Raw genomic sequence first — 15,319 nt, 5'->3', positions numbered from 1 at the left:
CTTCTTGTTGCTGACCCGTTGACGCGCCCCGGGCGCCGGTCTCATCCTGCCTGAATTTCTTTCTCCGGACTGGTCCGTCTTTCCCCGTCCGTGAATTCCGCGTGCCTTCCCGCGTTCCCGCGACTTTTGATCAGGGAGTCCTTCCATGCCTCATTCCCGTGCGCCCGGCGTCGACCGGCGGCTCTTCCTCACCTCCGTGCTCGGTGCCGCAGCGGGCATCGCCGGCCTCAGCGGCTGTGCCACGAGCAGTGCCGCGGCCGCCAAGTCGGGGGCCGGCCTGTCCGCCCCGCTCGCCGAGAAGGTCCCGTCCGGCACGAGCCTGAAGATCTCCTCGTACCTGAACACCCAGCAGCTCCAGTTCAAGCTGGCGAAACTGCCCAAGTTGCCGTTCACCGTGTCGAGTTGGGTGAACATCGGCGCCGGTCCCGATGTCATCAACGCGTTCCGCGCCAAGTCCCTGGACCTCGCCAACAACGCGGGCATCCCGCCGATCCAGGCCCACTACCAGGGCTACGACGCGAAGATCGTCGCGATCGACGTCACCCGCAAGCCCAACTACCTCTTCGCCACCAAGCCCGGCAGCGACATCCGCACGGTCGCCGACTTCAAGGGCAAGAAGCTGGCGTTCTCGCAGGGCCAGGCCCAAGGCGTCGTACTGCTGCGGGCGTTGAAGGAAGCCGGGCTGAAGTACGACGAGGTGAGACTGGTCCCGCTGACCAGCAACCAGTTCTTCACGGCCCTCCAGTCGGGCCAGGTCGACATCGCCCCGCTCGCCAACAGCCAGGCACCGGCGTACCTCAAGCAGTACGAGGCGAAGGGCGCCCGCGCGATCACGACCGATGTCGTAGACCTGCTCAATCTGTTGTGGGCGCCGTCCGCCGTGCTGGCGGACCCGGCGAAGGCGGCCGCGATCGCCGCGTACATCCCGCAGTGGGCGCAGGGTCAGGTCTGGCAGTACGAGCACCCGGACGCCTGGAACGAGGAGTTCTACGCCAAGACGCAGAACCTGACGCTCGCGCAGGCCGAGTCGGTGACCGCGCTCGCCAACAAGCCCTTGTTCCCACCGAGTTGGGACGAGGCCGTGAAGTGGGAGCAGGAGACCGCCGATCTGCTCGCGGAGGGCGGCTTCGTGAAGGAGTTCACGGTGGACTCGCTCTTCGACCGGCGCTTCGAGGGGATCGCGGCGAAGGCCGTGGCGGCGGAGTACCGGAGGTGACCGCCGTGACGACGTCCACGTCCCGGACCGCGGACACGTCCGCCGCAACCTCCGTACCGGTGACCGCAGTTGAGGGGAGCACGGCCGTACGGAGGAGGAAGCGGCGGCGCGGGCTCGCCCCCGGCAAACGGCTGCCCGCCTCTCGGGTCGTAGGCCCCGTCCTCTTCTTCGCCCTCTGGGCCGTCGCCTCCGCCACCGGGCAGTTGGACCCCGCCGCGATCCCCGCGCCCTGGACGGTGTTGCGGACCGCCGGCCGGCTGTGGACGTCCGGCACGCTGCCCACGGACATGCTGACCTCGCTGGAACGCGCCGCCTACGGCTTCGCGCTCGGCCTCACCGCCGGTGTCGTCCTCGCCCTGGCCGCCGGGCTGAGCCGGATCGGCGAGGCGCTGATCGACGGGACCGTGCAGCTCAACCGGGCGATCCCGACCCTCGGCCTCATCCCGCTGTTCATCCTCTGGCTGGGCATCGGCGAGACCTTCAAGATCGCCATCATCGCGATCGTCGTCTACATCCCGATCTACCTCAACCTGCACGCCGCGCTGTCCGGCATCGACCACCGCTACGTCGAACTGGCCGAGGTCCAGGGCCTGTCGAGGCTCCAGTTCGTCCGCCAGATCGTCATCCCCGGCGCCCTGCCCGGCTTCTTCGTGGGCCTGCGCCTCGGGGTGACCGGCTCCTGGCTGAGCCTGGTGGTCCTGGAGCAGATCAACGCCACCAGCGGCCTCGGTTACATGATGTTCCAGGCCCAGAACTACGGCCAGTCGGACGTCATCCTCGTCGGCCTGCTGATCTACGGCGTGTTCGGTCTGATCTCCGACAGCGCGGTCCGTCTCGTCGAACGGAGGGTGCTGTCATGGCGCCGCACACTCAGCAGCTGACCACCGCGACCGCCGTCCCTGTAGTTCCCGCGGTTCAACTCCGGGGGCTTACGCGGTCGTTCGACGGGCGTACGGTCCTCGACCACATCGATCTCGATCTGCCGGCCGGGCAGTTCACCGCGCTGCTCGGGCACAGCGGTTCCGGCAAGAGCACGTTGCTGCGGGCCATCGCGGGGCTCGACCACGAGGTCGTCGGGAGTGGTCAACTCGCCGCCCCTGAACGGGTGTCGGTGGTGTTCCAGGACTCCCGGTTGCTGCCGTGGCGGCGGGTTCTCGACAACGTGCTGCTGGGAACGGAGGGCAAGGAAGCCGCCGCGAAGGGGCGCGAGGCCCTGGCCGAGGTGGGGCTCGCCGGGCGGGAGCGTGCCTGGCCGAACGAGTTGTCCGGGGGTGAGGCGCAGCGGGCGGCGTTGGCCCGTTCACTTGTCCGTGAGCCTGAACTGCTGTTGGCGGATGAGCCGTTCGGGGCACTGGACGCTCTGACTCGCATCCGGATGCACGTGCTGCTCCGTGAGTTGTGGGAGCGGCATCGGCCCTCGGTGCTGCTGGTCACGCATGACGTGGATGAGGCGATCGTGCTTGCGGATCGGGTGCTGGTGCTGGAGGAGGGGCGGATCGGGCTGGACCTGGTGATCGACCCCGAGGTGCCGCGTGCGGAGTATCGGGAGCGGTTGCTGGCGGCGCTCGGTGTGACGTCGGATTCCCGGTGAGCGTCCGCTGGTTGGTGAACGTCGGCTGCTCGTGCCGTCGTCTGGGGGCTGCGCCCCCAGACCCCCATCGGCCCTGAAGGGGCCTCGTCCTCAAACGCCGGACGGGCTGAAGTTACGCACCCGGAACTCCCACCTAAGGAACCTGGCATGCCCCGCCAACTCCACCTGAACGCCTTCCTCATGAACACCGGTCACCACGAGGCCTCCTGGCGCCTCCCGGAGAGCAACCCCTACGCCCACGTCGAGCTGGACCACTACACACACCTCGCCCGCACAGCCGAACGCGGCACCTTCGACTCCCTCTTCCTCGCCGACGGACCCCAGTTGTGGAGCAACCTCGCCCAACGCCCCGCCGGCGCCCTGGAACCGCTCACTCTCCTCACCGCGCTGGCGACGGCCACCGAGCACATCGGCCTCATCGCCACCGCGTCCACGTCGTACAACTCCCCCTACAACCTGGCCCGCAAGTTCGCCTCGCTCGACATCATCAGCGGCGGCAGGGCGGGGTGGAACATCGTCACCACCGCCGGTGCCGAGGCCGCCCGGAACTTCGGTCTGGAGCACGAGCCCGCGCACGCCGAACGGTACGCGCGGGCCGCCGAGTTCCTCGATGTGGCCCTGAAGCTCTGGGACAGCTGGGAGGACGACGCGATCGTCGCCGACAAGGCGGCCGGTGTGTGGGGCGACGACGCGAAGATCCACCCGCCGCGTCACCAGGGAACGTACTTCAGTGTCGCGGGCGCCCTCAACGTCCCCCGCTCACCGCAGGGTTACCCCCTACTCGTGCAGGCGGGTTCGAGCGAGGACGGCAAGGCGTTCGCGGCGCGGTACGCGGAGGCGGTGTTCACCGCCCAGCAGACCCTGGCCGACGCACAGGCCTTCTACAAGGACCTCAAGTCCCGTACGGCGGCGGCCGGTAGGGACCCCGAGCACATCGAGGTGCTGCCCGGCATCGTCCCGGTCCTCGGTTCGACGGAGGCCGAGGCGCGGGCCAACGAACGACTCCTGGAGGACCACATCGTGTACACGCACGGCGTGGACCGCTTGGAGCGACTCCTCCAACTACCCCCTGACACCCTGGAGTTGGACGCCCCGCTCCCCGCCGATCTGCCTCCCGAGGACTCCATCGAGGGCGCGAAGAGCCGCTACACGCTCGTCGTCGAACTGGCCCGCCGCGACCGGCTGACCGTACGGCAGCTCATCGGCCGGCTCGGTGGCGGGCGCGGGCATCTCACCTTCGCCGGTACGCCGGAGCAGGTCGCCGACGCGATCGAGTCGTGGTTCACGCAGGGCGCCGCCGACGGCTTCAACATCATGCCCGCGGTCCTGCCCTCCGGCCTGGACGCCTTCGTCGACCACGTCGTCCCGCTCCTCCGCACCCGCGGCCTCCTCCGCACGGAATACGGCCCGCGCACCACCCTCCGGGAGCGCTACGGCCTCCCCCGCCCCACTAACCAGTACGCCCAACCCGCCCTCGTCTGAAAGGACTTCACCATGTCCATCGAGATCCAGAAGGTCACCGCGAACATCGGCGCCCGCGTGTCGGGCGTGGACATCAACAAGCCGCTGGACGCCGAGCAGGTGACGGCGATCCGTGAGGCCCTCAACGTCCACAAGGCCCTGGTCTTCGACGACGTCCACCTCGACGACGAGGGCCAGGAGGCCTTCGCCCGCCACTTCGGTGACCTCACCACCGCGCACCCCACCGTGCCCGCGGTCGACGGCGCCCCGAACGTCCTGCCCGTCGACAGCGAGCGCGGTCGCGCCAACCACTGGCACACGGACGTGACCTTCGTCCTCAACCCGCCCCAGGCCAGCACCCTGCGCAGCATCACGATCCCGCCGTACGGCGGCGAGACCCTGATAGCCAGCTCGGCGGCGGCCTACCGCGACCTGCCCGAGCCGCTGCGCGTCCTGGCGGACACCCTCTGGGCGGAGCACACCAACGACTACGACTACGCCGTACCGGAGGAGTCGATCGACGACGAAAAGGCGGCCCAGCGCGCCCAGTTCACGTCGATCAAGTTCCGTACGGTCCACCCGGTCGTCCGCGTCCACCCGCTGACCGGTGAACGCGGCCTGTTCATCGGGGGGTTCGCGCAGCGGATCGTCGGCCTGTCGGCGGGCGAGTCCCGCAAGATCCTGGACCTCCTCCAGGCGTACGTCACCCGCCCCGAGAACATCCTGCGCTGGCGCTGGTCCCCCAACCAGCTCGTCCTCTTCGACAACCGCATCACCCAGCACTACGCCATCGACAACTACGACGACCAGCCCCGCCGCCTCAACCGCGTCACCGTCGCCGGCGACATCCCGACCGGCATCGAGGGCAAGGAGAGCTACTCGATCGAGGGGGACGCGTCGCACTACACGTCGGTGGCGGAGTAGCCACACAGAGCCTTCTCGCTGATAGGTTGTAGTTGCAACCTATGTGCAACAAGGCTCGAAGGGGATCGATCCGCCATGCCCGTCTACACGCTGCCCGACCTGCCCTACGACTACTCCGCGCTCGCCCCCGTGATCAGCCCCGAGATCATCGAGCTGCACCACGACAAGCACCACGCGGCGTACGTCAAGGGAGCCAACGACTCGCTGGAGCAGTTGGCGGAGGCACGCGACAAGGAGCGGTGGGGGTCGGTCAACGGCCTGGAGAAGAACCTGGCGTTCCATCTCTCCGGCCATATCCTGCACAGCGTCTACTGGCACAACATGACGGGCGACGGCGGCGGCGAACCGCTGGCCGCGGATGGCGTCGGCGGCCTCGCCGACGCCATCACCGACTCCTTCGGCTCCTTCGCCGGCTTCAAGGCCCAGCTCACCAAGGCCGCCGCGACGACGCAGGGTTCGGGCTGGGGAGTCCTCGCCTACGAGCCGTTGAGCGGCCGGCTGATCGTCGAGCAGGTCTACGACCACCAGGGCAACGTCGGCCAGGGCTCGACCCCCCTCCTCGTCTTCGACGCCTGGGAGCACGCCTTCTACCTCCAGTACCGGAACCAGAAGGTCGACTTCATCGACGCGATGTGGGCGGTCGTCAACTGGCAGGACGTGGCGAGGCGTTACGAGGCGGCGAGGTCCCGCCGGACGATCATCCCCGGGTAGGAAGCGTCCCGCCTCGTGATCGTCTTCTCACCCTTCACGCGGGCGGGCGAATGGAGCGGAAGGCCCCCGCGAGGACGTGACTCGCGGGGGTTTTCCCCCTTCACCGGGTCGACCGATCGGTGGACGGCAAGTTCAACCGAGCACCTCTGTCCGGCGGCTGTGCCCGCCGGTCAGGCTTTTGGGCATGAACTCACTCACTGTGCGGATGGCTCGCTGGAGCGCGCGGCACCCCTGGCGGGCGATCGTCGGCTGGCTGGTGTTCGTCGTGCTGTGTCTGGCGATCGGCGGCGCCGTCGGGCTCAACAGCGCGAAGACAGCGGACTACCGGGTCGGCGAGGCCGGCCGGGCGGAGGCCATGGCGGCCGAGGGGCAGTTGGAACGCAGGTCCACGGAACAGGTGTTGATCTCCGCCCGGTCGGGTGCCCTCGACCGACCTGCCGCCGAGGCCGCCGCGAAGGATCTCACCGGGCGGATGAAGGCGCTGCCCGAGGTCGCCGGCGTGGCCGACCCGCTGCTGTCCGACGACCGGCGGATCCTGCTGGTCCAGATCACGCTCCAGGGCGAGGAGCGGGACGCGAAGGACAAGGTCGACGCGCTGGTCGCGCAGACCGAGGCCGTCCGGAAAGCCCATCCCGGACTGCTGCTCCAGGAGACCGGAAGTCCCTCCATCAGCAAGGGAGTCGAGAAGCAGCGCGGGGCCGACCTGGCGCTCTCGGAGAAGATCACGCTGCCGGTCACCCTGCTCACGCTGCTGGTCGTGTTCGGCTCGGTCACCATGGCCGCGGTGCCGCTGCTGCTGGCCCTTTCGTCGATCGCGGCGGCCGTCGGGCTCTCGATGGTGGTCTCGCATCTCTCCCCGGACGCCGGGGTCGGCACGAACGTCATCCTGATGATCGGCCTCGCGGTCGGCGTCGACTACACGCTCTTCTATCTCAAGCGGGAGCGCGAGGAACGGGCCCGCGGCGGCGGGAAGTTGAGTTCCGAGGCACTGGTCGAGCTGGCCGCGGCGACCTCCGGGCGGGCCGTCATGGTCTCCGGGCTCGCGGTCGTCGCCTCCACCGCCACGCTGTACCTCGCCTCCGACGTGATCTTCTCCTCGCTCGCCACCGGCACCCTCGTGGTCGTCCTGGTCGCGATGGCCAGCTCCCTGACGGCGCTGCCCGCGCTGCTGACCGTGCTCGGTCGGCGTACCGAACGCCGCGCCCGGCGCCGCGCGGAACTCGGCAGGCCCGTCCGGCGGATCCACAGCGAGAGCGGCGGCCGGGTCTGGACCGCACTGCTGCGGCCCGCCGCCCGGCATCCCCTCGTCACCCTCTGCGTCTCGGTCCTCGCCCTGCTCGCCCTCGTCGTCCCGCTGGCCGGCCTGCACATCACGGAGATGAGCCGCGACACACACTCCCGCGACATCCCCGCGATGCGGGTGTACGACCGGCTCAACGAGGCGTTCCCCGCACAGCGCGTCACCCACCAGGTCGTCGTACGCGCCGACGCCCCGCATGCCGCCGAGGTCACCGGAGCCCTGCGCGACCTGGCCGAACTCACCGGCGCGGACCCGCTGTTCACCGGCACACCCCGGCTCCGCACCTCCGCCGACCACCGGATCAGCACCCTCGAACTGAACGTGCCGTACCTCGGCGACTCCGACCAGGCCCACGCCTCCCTCGACCACCTGCGCGACGACTACCTCCCCGCCACCCTCGGCCGGATCGACGGCGCCGAGTACGGCGTGAGCGGCGACGTCGCCCGCTACGCCGACTATCCGGCCCACCAGAACGGCAAACTCCCGCTCGTCCTGGGGGCGTTGCTGCTGGTGACCTTCCTGATGACGCTCTACGCGTTCCGCTCGGTGGTGCTCGGCCTGATCGGTGTCGTACTGAACCTGCTGTCCGCGGCGGCGGCCCTCGGGGTGCTCGTGCTGGTCTTCCAGGGGACGTGGGCCGAGGGGCTGCTGGACTTCCGTTCCACCGGGTCGATCGGGTCGCGGGTACCGCTGTTCCTGTTCGTGATCCTCTTCGGACTCTCCATGGACTACCAGGTGTTCGTGGTCAGCCGGATCAGGGAGGCGGTGCTCGCGGGCACCCCCACTCGGCAGGCGGTGCTCGACGGGATCCGCCGGTCGGCGAGCGTGGTGACCAGTGCCGCGGTCGTGATGACGACCGTGTTCGTGAGCTTCGTCTTCCTGCACATCATCGAGATGAAACAGATCGGATTCGTGCTCGCGGCGGCCGTCCTGCTGGACGCGTTCGTCGTCCGCATCCTGATCCTGCCGTCGGCGATGCTGCTGCTCGGCGAGCGGAGCTGGTGGCCGGTCCGGCCGCGGGGAGGGACGACGGCCCCGCGGGCCCACCGCACCCCCGACCAGCCGGTGGTCGACGTACGTTGATCGGTATGACTGCTCTCGCCGGACCCTCCGCCGACACCTTCTGGGCCCTCTCACTGCGCCGGTGGAACGCGGTGTGCTGGGTGCTCTTCGCCGCGATGGCCGTCGGAATCGTCATGATGGGGCTGCCCGGCGAGGGCATGTACCAGGCGCTGGGACTGCTCGGCTGCGTGGTGCTGAGCTACGCGCTCCTCGACCGCTTCCCCGACAACCGCTTCGTCCGGCCGCACGTCTACCTCACCGTGCTGGTGCTGGCAATCGGCGGGCTGGCGTATCTGCGGACCAGCTATGCGGCGCTGTTCATGGTGACCCTGCCGCACTACTGGATGTTCGGGCGTACCCCGAGGGCGTCGATGGGGTTCCTCGGACTCGCCACCGCCACCACCCTGCTGGGGAGTTGGCTCCAGCAGGGCTGGTCGGCGGAGTTCCTCGGCGAGACGGCCGTGTCCACCCTGATCGTCGTCGCCGTAGGCGTCCTGATCGGACTGTGGGCGCACTCGGTGGTCGAGCAGAGCACCGAACGGGCGCGTCTCATCGAGGAGTTGGAGCAGACACAGGCCCGGCTGTCCGAGGCGCACCAGCGGCAGGGCGCGGCCGACGAGCGGGAGCGACTGGCGCGCGAGATCCACGACACGCTCGCACAGGGCTTCGCCTCGATCGTCGTCCTCGCGGAAGCGGCCCGCGCCGGAATCACCGCCGATCCGGCGCGCAGCGCCCAGCAACTGCGGTCGATCGAGTCCACCGCGCGGGAAAACCTCGCCGAGGCACGGGAGTTGGTCGGCTCGGGGCAGCGGCCGGAACAGGCGGCGGCCGGATCGGTGGCACAGACACTGCGCCGCATCCTGGACCGATTCGTGGAGGACACCGGGCTCACCGTGGACACGACGCTGGCGGACCTCGGCTGCGACCAGCAGACCCGGATCGCGCTGCTGCGCTGCACCCAGGAGTCACTGGCCAATGTGCGCAAGCACGCTCACGCGTCCACGGTCGGGGTGGTGCTGGCCCGGCGGCCCTACGGGGTGGAGCTGGAGATCACCGACGACGGAACCGGGTTCGTGGTCGGGGACTCGGCCGGCTTCGGGCTCGACGGGATGCGCAAACGCCTGGCCGAGCTGGGTGGACGGTTGACGGTCACCAGCTCGGTCGGGGACGGGACGAGAGTCCTGGCGACGATTCCCCTGGAGATTCCCGGGGACCTGGAGGGAGCGGCATGAGCACGAGCCAGGCGGGACTCCGCATCGTCGTGGTCGACGACCACGCCGTGATGCGGGCCGGAGTGGTCGCGCTGCTCACCGGCGAGGACGGCATCGAGATCGTCGGCGAGGCGGGCGACGGCCGCGCGGCCCTCGAACTCGTGGAGCGCCACGACCCGGACGTGGCGCTCGTCGATCTGCGGATGCCGGTCCTGGACGGAGTCAGGACGACGACCGAGATCGTCGCCCGCCACCCACGCACCCGGGTCCTGATCCTCACGACGTACGACACCGACGCGGAGATCGAGCGCGGCGTGGAGGCGGGCGCCATCGGCTATCTGCTCAAGGACACCACGCGCGAGCAACTGGTCGACGCGATCCGCGCGGCGGCACGCGGCGAGACGGTGCTCGCACCCCGGGTCGCGGAGAAGCTGGTCGCCCGGATGCGGCGCCCGACGCAGGACCCGCTGACCGTCCGCGAGACGGAGGTTCTCGGCGCGGTGGCCGACGGCCTCACCAACGCCGAGATCGGCCGGCGCCTCGTCATCACGGAGGCCACGGTCAAGACCCATCTACTGCGCCTCTTCGCCAAGTTGGACGTGAACGACCGGACCCGGGCCGTGGTGGTGGCGATGGAGCGTGGGTTGCTGCGGCGGCCGTAGCGGCTGCCGTGCTACGGCTCGCAGGGCACGTTCAGCGAGAGGAGCGCGGTGGTGCGCGCGTCGACCCGGAGTTCACTCACCGCCGCGTTCCGCAACCGCGGGAACACCCGCCGGTACTCGCCGAGCGGAATCCCCAGCAACCGGCACAGCACCAGTCGGAGCAGGGTGTTGTGGGCCACGATCAGGACGCGTTGGTCGGGGTGGGCGGCCGCGATGCCGTGCAGGGCGGTGGTGCCTCGTTCGGCGGCGGTCAGGGGGTCCTCGGACTCGGGGAACGCGTGCGCCACCGGGTCGGACCGGAAGGCCTCCGCCGCCCCGGGGTTCTCCGCCGCGAACTCCGCGAGGGTACGGCCCTCCACCACGCCGAAGTCGCATTCGCGCAGGGCCGGTTCGGTGTGGGGGGTGAGGTTCAGGGCGCGGGCGGCGGGGGCTGCCGTGAGGACCGCTCGGGACAAGGGGGACGTCCAGATCGCGTCTACCGGGTGGGCTGCCGCCCAGTGGCCGAGGGCTTCCGCCTGGGCGACGCCCGTGTCCGTCAGGGCGACGTCGCTGATGCCGGCGTAGCGGTTCTCGGCGTGCCAGGTGGTCTGGCCGTGGCGGGCGAGGAGGAGGGTGGTGGTGCTCATGAGTCGATCGTGTCCTCGTTCAGGCGGGTGCGGGTGTGGGTCGCGAGCGGGGTCGGCAGCCAGCCTCGGGTCTCCAGTTCGTCCACCAGGCGAGCGTACGGTTCGATGAAGCGGGCCGTGTGGGACGCGCGGGGTTCGAGGACCGTGCGGATGCGGACCATCCGGTCGGCCACATCCGACAGAGCGATGCCGCCCGTCCCCGTTCCGTACGCCGCCAACACCGCCATTCCCAGCGCCGGTTCGATCTGTTCCGGTACTCGGGCCGGGCGGGCGAGGATGTCGGCTCGGAGCTGGTTCCAGTACGCGCTGCGGGCCGCGCCGCCCGTGAAGGTGAGGGGGCCGTCTATCGGGGCGCCGAGGTAGTGCAGGTAGTCCAGGCACAGGCGCTCGGTGAACGCCACGCCCTGCAATACCCCCGCCCAGCCGTCCGCTTCCGAGGCCGGCTTGCCCAGCGTGAACGCCGTGGCCTGCGGGGCGACGAAGGGGAAGCGTTCGCCGGGCGAGGAGAGCGGGTACGTCAGGGCGCCCGACGGTTCGTACTCGGCCGCCCGGATGTCCATCTCCGACGGGTCCGGCCCCACCGGCAGCGCCCCCGCGCCCACACTCGACGCCCCGCCCGGTAGCCAACTCCCGTCCGGCGCGCGGTGGTTGTAGACCACCCCGGCGTCGTCCCGGACGGGGCTCGCGGATGCCCCCTTGAGGACCAGGGTGGTGCCCAGTACCGAGTTCCACGCGCCGGAGCGCAACGCCCCCGACGCGATCTGAGCCGCGCAGCCATCCGTCATCCCCGCGATGACCGGGGTACCGGCGGGAATGCCGGTCGCCTCCGCGGCGGTCCGGCAGACCTCGCCCAGCCGGGTGCCGGGGCGGACCACCTTTGGCAACACCTCGCCCAAGTGGGCCAGTTGGGGCGGCCAGGCCTCGCGCTCCGCGTCGTAGCCCGTCTTGAGGGCGTGACTGGAGTCGGTCGGGATCACCTCTCCCGTCAACTTCGCGGTGATCACGTCGGGTTGGTGCGTCACTCGTCCGGGACCGTATGCATCCAGCAGCCACAACGCCTTCGGCAGCGCCCAGCTCGTCTGCATCCCGACCCGCGCCGCCTCCTCCACCGCACGCCCGTCGTCGTACATCAACCCCCGTGTGAGCGGGCGGCCTTGGGCATCCGTCAGCAGGACCGTCCCGGAGGTGCCGCACACCGCGAGGCCGCCGATCGACCCTCGTCCCCTCAGCGAGGGGATCGCGGCTCGGGACGCCGTACACACCGCCTCCCACCACTCCCCCGGGTCCTGTTCGTGCCGTACGCCGTCCCGGTGGTTGGTCAGCGGGGCGGTGCCCGCGCCCAGGACCGTGCCGTCGGCCGTGACCAGCAGTGCGCGGACGCTCTGCGTGCCCAGGTCGATCCCCAGCCACGCTTCCGCTTCGCACTCGAACATCATCCGGACCTCCCTCAGGGGTTACGCATTCGGCGTTCCCCGTTCATCGTGGCGGAGAGGGAGGGAGCCCCACGATGACCGAGACCCTGCGTGTCGTCGCCGCCGGTGACCATTTCGTACTGCCTTCGCTGATCACGGCGGCCGTCGCCGAGGAACTGCGCGAACACCCTTTCACCGTGAGCGAGTTGACGCTCGGCTGGCCCTTGGAACCCTTCGGGGCCGTTGCCGAGGTGGAGGAAGCCAGCGATGCCGAGGACGAGGTGATCGACGCCCTGCGGGGCAGCGGCGGCCAGGTGCTGGTCACCCAGATGGGCCCGGTCACGGAGCGCGTGCTGGACGCCTGCCCGGATCTGCGGCTGGTCGTCGTGTGCCGGGGCGGTCCCGTCAACGTCAACCTGGACGCGGCGAAGACCCACGACGTACGGGTGTGCTTCGCGCCCGGGCGCAACGCCGCCGCGACCGCCGAGTTCACCGTCGGAATGATGCTGGCCGCCCTGCGTCGCATCCCGCAGGCTCATGAACTCCTCGCGGGGCAGGGGAGTTGGGAGGCCGGGGCCGCCTACTACACGTACGAGCACAGCGGGTTGGAGCTGGAGGATCTGCCGGTCGGGCTCGTCGGGTACGGGGCGGTCGGCAGCCGGGTCGCACGGGTGCTCTGCGCCTTCGGGGCGCGCGTGATGGTGTACGACCCGTATGTGCACGGCGAGATCCACGGGCTGCGCGTCGGGGGGCTGGACGAGCTGCTCCATCGGTCCCAAGTCATCACGCTGCACACCCGGTTGACCCCCGAGACACGTGGTCTGATCGGCGCCCGCGAGCTGGCGCTGCTGCGGCCCGGCGCGGTGGTGGTGAATGTGGCGCGGGGTCCGTTGCTGGACGAGGAGGCGTTGTGCGACGCGTTGGAGAGCGGGCAGGTGTCGGCTGCCGCACTGGACACCTACGCGCGGGAGCCGTTGCCCGCCGGGGCTCGGCTGTTCGGCTTCGCCGACCGGGTCACCCTCACCCCGCATCTCGGGGGTGCGTCCCGGGCCGTGGCCGAGAAGGCGGCGCGGATCGCGGCGGCGGAAGTGGGACGGTGGGCGCGAGGTGAGCGCTTGTCACACCAACTCGGGTGAGGGCCCACCAAGTTCCACTGTCCCCACGTGGACGGCCGAGAGGGAGCCGTAGGGGCGCGCCGGTGTCGAGAGACTGGGGGTCCCCCTCTGGGGGAGCGCGGAGGCGCGCAGCGCCGAGCACGGTGGGTCTCTCGACACCGGCTCCCGGCGCCCCGAAGGCGACCGAACCAAAAGAGGTGCGCGCGTGGGTGCGTTGACAACACAGGACCGCCTACGCGACACCACCCAACACCGACCCACCTCCACCCCACATCACCCACCCCCAGGAGGCCCCCACATGTACGTCGGAATCGATGTCGGCACATCCACGGTGAAGGCCGCCGCATTCGACGGCTCCGGGCACCAACTCGCCGTAGCGGCACGGCCGGTGGGCCTGTCGATGCACGGCGGGTTCGTCGAGCAGGACATGGACGAGATCTACGGCGCGGTCGTCGCCGTGCTCGACGAACTCACGTCGGACGTGAACGGGCCGTTCGAGCTCGCCGGGCTGACCGGGCAGGGCGACGGGGTGTGGCTGGTGGACGCGGACGGGCGGCCGGTGCGGGCGGCGGCGTCCTGGATGGACGGGCGGGCGCATGAACTGCTCGATCAGTGGCTGGCGGACGGGACCTTCGAGACGGTGTTCCGGCGGACCGGGAGCGCGATGTTCCCGGGGTGTCCGGGGCCGTTGCTGGCGTGGCTCGCGGCACACGAGCCCGCGTCGCTGGACGCTGCCGCCACCGCCCTGTACTGCAAGGACATGGTGTTCCAGCGGCTGACGGGGGTGCGGGCGACCACCGATGTCTCGGACGCGTCGATGCCGTTCCTCGACCCCAGGACACGGTCGTACGACAACGGTGTCGTCGAGCTTCTCGGGCTGACCCGGCGACGGCGGCTGCTGGCGCCGGTCGCCGATCCGGTCGCCACGGCCGAGACGCGGGGCGAGGGGCTGCCGGCGGGGACCCGGATCGCGAACGGGCCGTACGACCTGCCCGCCTGCGCGCTCGGCGCGGGGGTGACGGAACCGGGTGACGGGCTGCTCATCGTGGGGACGTGTCTCGCCAGTCTGGTCGCGACCACGGAGCTTGACCTGAGCGGTGAACCGGCCGGGCTGTACATCTCCCTCGACCGGCCGGGGCACTGGTTGCGGGCCATGCCGGCGATGGTCGGTACGGCGGCGCTGGACTGGGTGCTGTCGACGACGGGCGTCCGGCACGAGGAGGTCGACGGGCTCCTCGCGGCGACCCCGCCGGGCGCGCACGGGGTGCGGGTGCTGCCGTACTTCGCACCGTCCGGCGAGCGCGCGCCCTTCGTCGAGCCGCGTCTCCGCGCCGAACTCACCGGTGTCTCCCTGGAGTCGACGCCCGCCGACCTGATCCGGGCGACCTGTGAGGGCATCGGTTACGCGGCCCGGCACTGTCTGGAGGCGGCGGGACTGACCGGTTCGCTGGCCGTGTGCGGCGGGGGTACGCGCAGTCCGGCCTGGATGCGGCTGCTCGCGGATGTGCTGGGGCGGCCGTTGCGGGTCGTGGAGGGCGAGGTGGGTGCGCGGGGTGCGGTGCTCGCGGCGGCCGAGCGGTACGGGGTTCCGCTGGACGCGGGGGTGTGGACCCGGCCGACGGAGGTGGTCGAGCCGGACGCGGGGCGGGCCGCGTTCTACGCCAAGGGGTTCGAGGACCATCTGGCACGGTTGGCGGCCGCGCGCCACCGGAGCCGGTGATTTCGGGGGCGGGCGCCCGCGATTCGCGGTGTACTACCGGCCTGGCCGTGCGTGGCGAGGAGGAGTTCATGGCGGTACGTCGAAAATGGTGCCCGAACTGTCGTGGGATGCAGGACTTCCGGAAGATGGTCGCCGCCGAGAAGGCCGCCGTCCGTGAGGAGAAGGGGCCCCGGTACTTCGTGCACGATCATTGGCGCTGCGACGTCAAGGGCTGTGTGTGGTACCAGCCGTGGTTCAGCACGCGACGCGGCGGCGACCTCCCCGAGAAGTTCCGTGAGGAGAAGGCCGCCGCCCCGGAGTGAGCGCCG

The 15,319-nt window shown here is 70.4% G+C and carries 14 protein-coding genes; 12 read left to right on the top strand and 2 right to left on the bottom strand.

What is annotated here, in order from left to right:
* Nucleotides 1-145: 145 nt before the first annotated feature.
* From OG194_RS30970 to OG194_RS30930, 9 genes are all read left to right on the top strand, one after another.
* Nucleotides 146-1,216 carry an ABC transporter substrate-binding protein gene (locus OG194_RS30970; RefSeq protein WP_327404076.1) on the top strand — a complete coding sequence of 357 codons (1,071 nt, stop codon included), beginning with the start codon at nucleotides 146-148 and terminating at the stop codon, nucleotides 1,214-1,216.
* Entirely contained in the window at nucleotides 1,213-2,097 is an 885-nt protein-coding gene (locus OG194_RS30965) for an ABC transporter permease (RefSeq protein WP_327404075.1), read from the top strand. Before OG194_RS30970 ends, OG194_RS30965 begins: the two co-directional genes overlap by 4 nt.
* Complete coding sequence (locus OG194_RS30960; protein WP_327404074.1) at nucleotides 2,073-2,807, top strand: ABC transporter ATP-binding protein; 735 nt, start codon at nucleotides 2,073-2,075, stop codon at nucleotides 2,805-2,807. The genes OG194_RS30965 and OG194_RS30960 overlap by 25 nt, the downstream gene beginning before the upstream one ends.
* Before the next feature lie 147 nt (nucleotides 2,808-2,954).
* Nucleotides 2,955-4,289 carry an LLM class flavin-dependent oxidoreductase gene (locus OG194_RS30955; protein ID WP_327404073.1) on the top strand — a complete coding sequence of 445 codons (1,335 nt, stop codon included), beginning with the start codon at nucleotides 2,955-2,957 and terminating at the stop codon, nucleotides 4,287-4,289.
* A 12-nt stretch (nucleotides 4,290-4,301) separates the two neighbouring features.
* Nucleotides 4,302-5,192 carry a TauD/TfdA dioxygenase family protein gene (locus tag OG194_RS30950; RefSeq protein ID WP_327404072.1) on the top strand — a complete coding sequence of 297 codons (891 nt, stop codon included), beginning with the start codon at nucleotides 4,302-4,304 and terminating at the stop codon, nucleotides 5,190-5,192.
* A 75-nt stretch (nucleotides 5,193-5,267) separates the two neighbouring features.
* Nucleotides 5,268-5,903, top strand: a complete 636-nt coding sequence (locus OG194_RS30945; RefSeq protein WP_327404071.1) for a superoxide dismutase — start codon at nucleotides 5,268-5,270, stop codon at nucleotides 5,901-5,903.
* 184 nt (nucleotides 5,904-6,087) lie between these two features.
* Nucleotides 6,088-8,286: an MMPL family transporter gene (locus OG194_RS30940; RefSeq protein ID WP_327404070.1), complete on the top strand. Its 2,199-nt coding sequence runs from the start codon at nucleotides 6,088-6,090 to the stop codon at nucleotides 8,284-8,286.
* A 5-nt stretch (nucleotides 8,287-8,291) separates the two neighbouring features.
* Complete coding sequence (locus tag OG194_RS30935) at nucleotides 8,292-9,497, top strand: sensor histidine kinase (RefSeq protein ID WP_327404069.1); 1,206 nt, start codon at nucleotides 8,292-8,294, stop codon at nucleotides 9,495-9,497.
* Complete coding sequence (locus OG194_RS30930) at nucleotides 9,494-10,138, top strand: response regulator transcription factor (protein WP_327404068.1); 645 nt, start codon at nucleotides 9,494-9,496, stop codon at nucleotides 10,136-10,138. The genes OG194_RS30935 and OG194_RS30930 overlap by 4 nt, the downstream gene beginning before the upstream one ends.
* A gap of 11 nt (nucleotides 10,139-10,149) precedes the next feature.
* Here the strand turns inward: OG194_RS30930 and OG194_RS30925 are convergent, their stop codons facing one another.
* Together OG194_RS30925 and OG194_RS30920 are read right to left on the bottom strand one after the other, a co-directional pair.
* Nucleotides 10,150-10,764 (bottom strand): histidine phosphatase family protein, encoded by a 615-nt coding sequence (locus tag OG194_RS30925; RefSeq protein WP_327404067.1) that lies wholly within the window; start codon nucleotides 10,762-10,764, stop codon nucleotides 10,150-10,152.
* Nucleotides 10,761-12,200: an FGGY-family carbohydrate kinase gene (locus tag OG194_RS30920; protein WP_327404066.1), complete on the bottom strand. Its 1,440-nt coding sequence runs from the start codon at nucleotides 12,198-12,200 to the stop codon at nucleotides 10,761-10,763. Before OG194_RS30920 ends, OG194_RS30925 begins: the two co-directional genes overlap by 4 nt.
* 71 nt (nucleotides 12,201-12,271) lie before the next feature.
* Between OG194_RS30920 and OG194_RS30915 the strand changes: the two genes are divergently transcribed.
* From OG194_RS30915 to OG194_RS30905, 3 genes are all read left to right on the top strand, one after another.
* Nucleotides 12,272-13,312: a 2-hydroxyacid dehydrogenase gene (locus OG194_RS30915; RefSeq protein ID WP_327404065.1), complete on the top strand. Its 1,041-nt coding sequence runs from the start codon at nucleotides 12,272-12,274 to the stop codon at nucleotides 13,310-13,312.
* A 277-nt stretch (nucleotides 13,313-13,589) separates the two neighbouring features.
* Nucleotides 13,590-15,011, top strand: coding sequence for an FGGY-family carbohydrate kinase (locus OG194_RS30910; RefSeq protein WP_327404064.1), 1,422 nt, complete (start codon nucleotides 13,590-13,592; stop codon nucleotides 15,009-15,011).
* A gap of 107 nt (nucleotides 15,012-15,118) precedes the next feature.
* Nucleotides 15,119-15,313, top strand: coding sequence for a hypothetical protein (locus OG194_RS30905; protein ID WP_327404063.1), 195 nt, complete (start codon nucleotides 15,119-15,121; stop codon nucleotides 15,311-15,313).
* The last annotated feature ends 6 nt before the right edge of the window (nucleotides 15,314-15,319 follow it).

Origin of the sequence: Streptomyces sp. NBC_01288, from assembly GCF_035982055.1 — a bacterium.
GTDB lineage: Bacteria > Actinomycetota > Actinomycetes > Streptomycetales > Streptomycetaceae > Streptomyces.
Note: the sequence above shows the minus strand (reverse complement) of the source record. Positions and strands in the feature narration are given on the sequence as shown.

Bases quoted from the DNA above. Each gene is read 5' to 3' on its own strand.
- OG194_RS30925 (WP_327404067.1), bottom strand. From the start codon at position 10,764: ATGAGCACCACCACCCTCCTCCTCGCCCGCCACGGCCAGACCACCTGG.
- OG194_RS30915 (WP_327404065.1), top strand. From the start codon at position 12,272: ATGACCGAGACCCTGCGTGTCGTCGCCGCCGGTGACCATTTCGTACTG.
- OG194_RS30955 (WP_327404073.1), top strand. From the start codon at position 2,955: ATGCCCCGCCAACTCCACCTGAACGCCTTCCTCATGAACACCGGTCAC.
- OG194_RS30910 (WP_327404064.1), top strand. From the start codon at position 13,590: ATGTACGTCGGAATCGATGTCGGCACATCCACGGTGAAGGCCGCCGCA.
- OG194_RS30950 (WP_327404072.1), top strand. From the start codon at position 4,302: ATGTCCATCGAGATCCAGAAGGTCACCGCGAACATCGGCGCCCGCGTG.
- OG194_RS30940 (WP_327404070.1), top strand. From the start codon at position 6,088: ATGAACTCACTCACTGTGCGGATGGCTCGCTGGAGCGCGCGGCACCCC.
- OG194_RS30920 (WP_327404066.1), bottom strand. From the start codon at position 12,200: ATGATGTTCGAGTGCGAAGCGGAAGCGTGGCTGGGGATCGACCTGGGC.
- OG194_RS30970 (WP_327404076.1), top strand. From the start codon at position 146: ATGCCTCATTCCCGTGCGCCCGGCGTCGACCGGCGGCTCTTCCTCACC.
- OG194_RS30905 (WP_327404063.1), top strand. From the start codon at position 15,119: ATGCAGGACTTCCGGAAGATGGTCGCCGCCGAGAAGGCCGCCGTCCGT.
- OG194_RS30945 (WP_327404071.1), top strand. From the start codon at position 5,268: ATGCCCGTCTACACGCTGCCCGACCTGCCCTACGACTACTCCGCGCTC.
- OG194_RS30935 (WP_327404069.1), top strand. From the start codon at position 8,292: ATGACTGCTCTCGCCGGACCCTCCGCCGACACCTTCTGGGCCCTCTCA.
- OG194_RS30930 (WP_327404068.1), top strand. From the start codon at position 9,494: ATGAGCACGAGCCAGGCGGGACTCCGCATCGTCGTGGTCGACGACCAC.
- OG194_RS30960 (WP_327404074.1), top strand. From the start codon at position 2,073: ATGGCGCCGCACACTCAGCAGCTGACCACCGCGACCGCCGTCCCTGTA.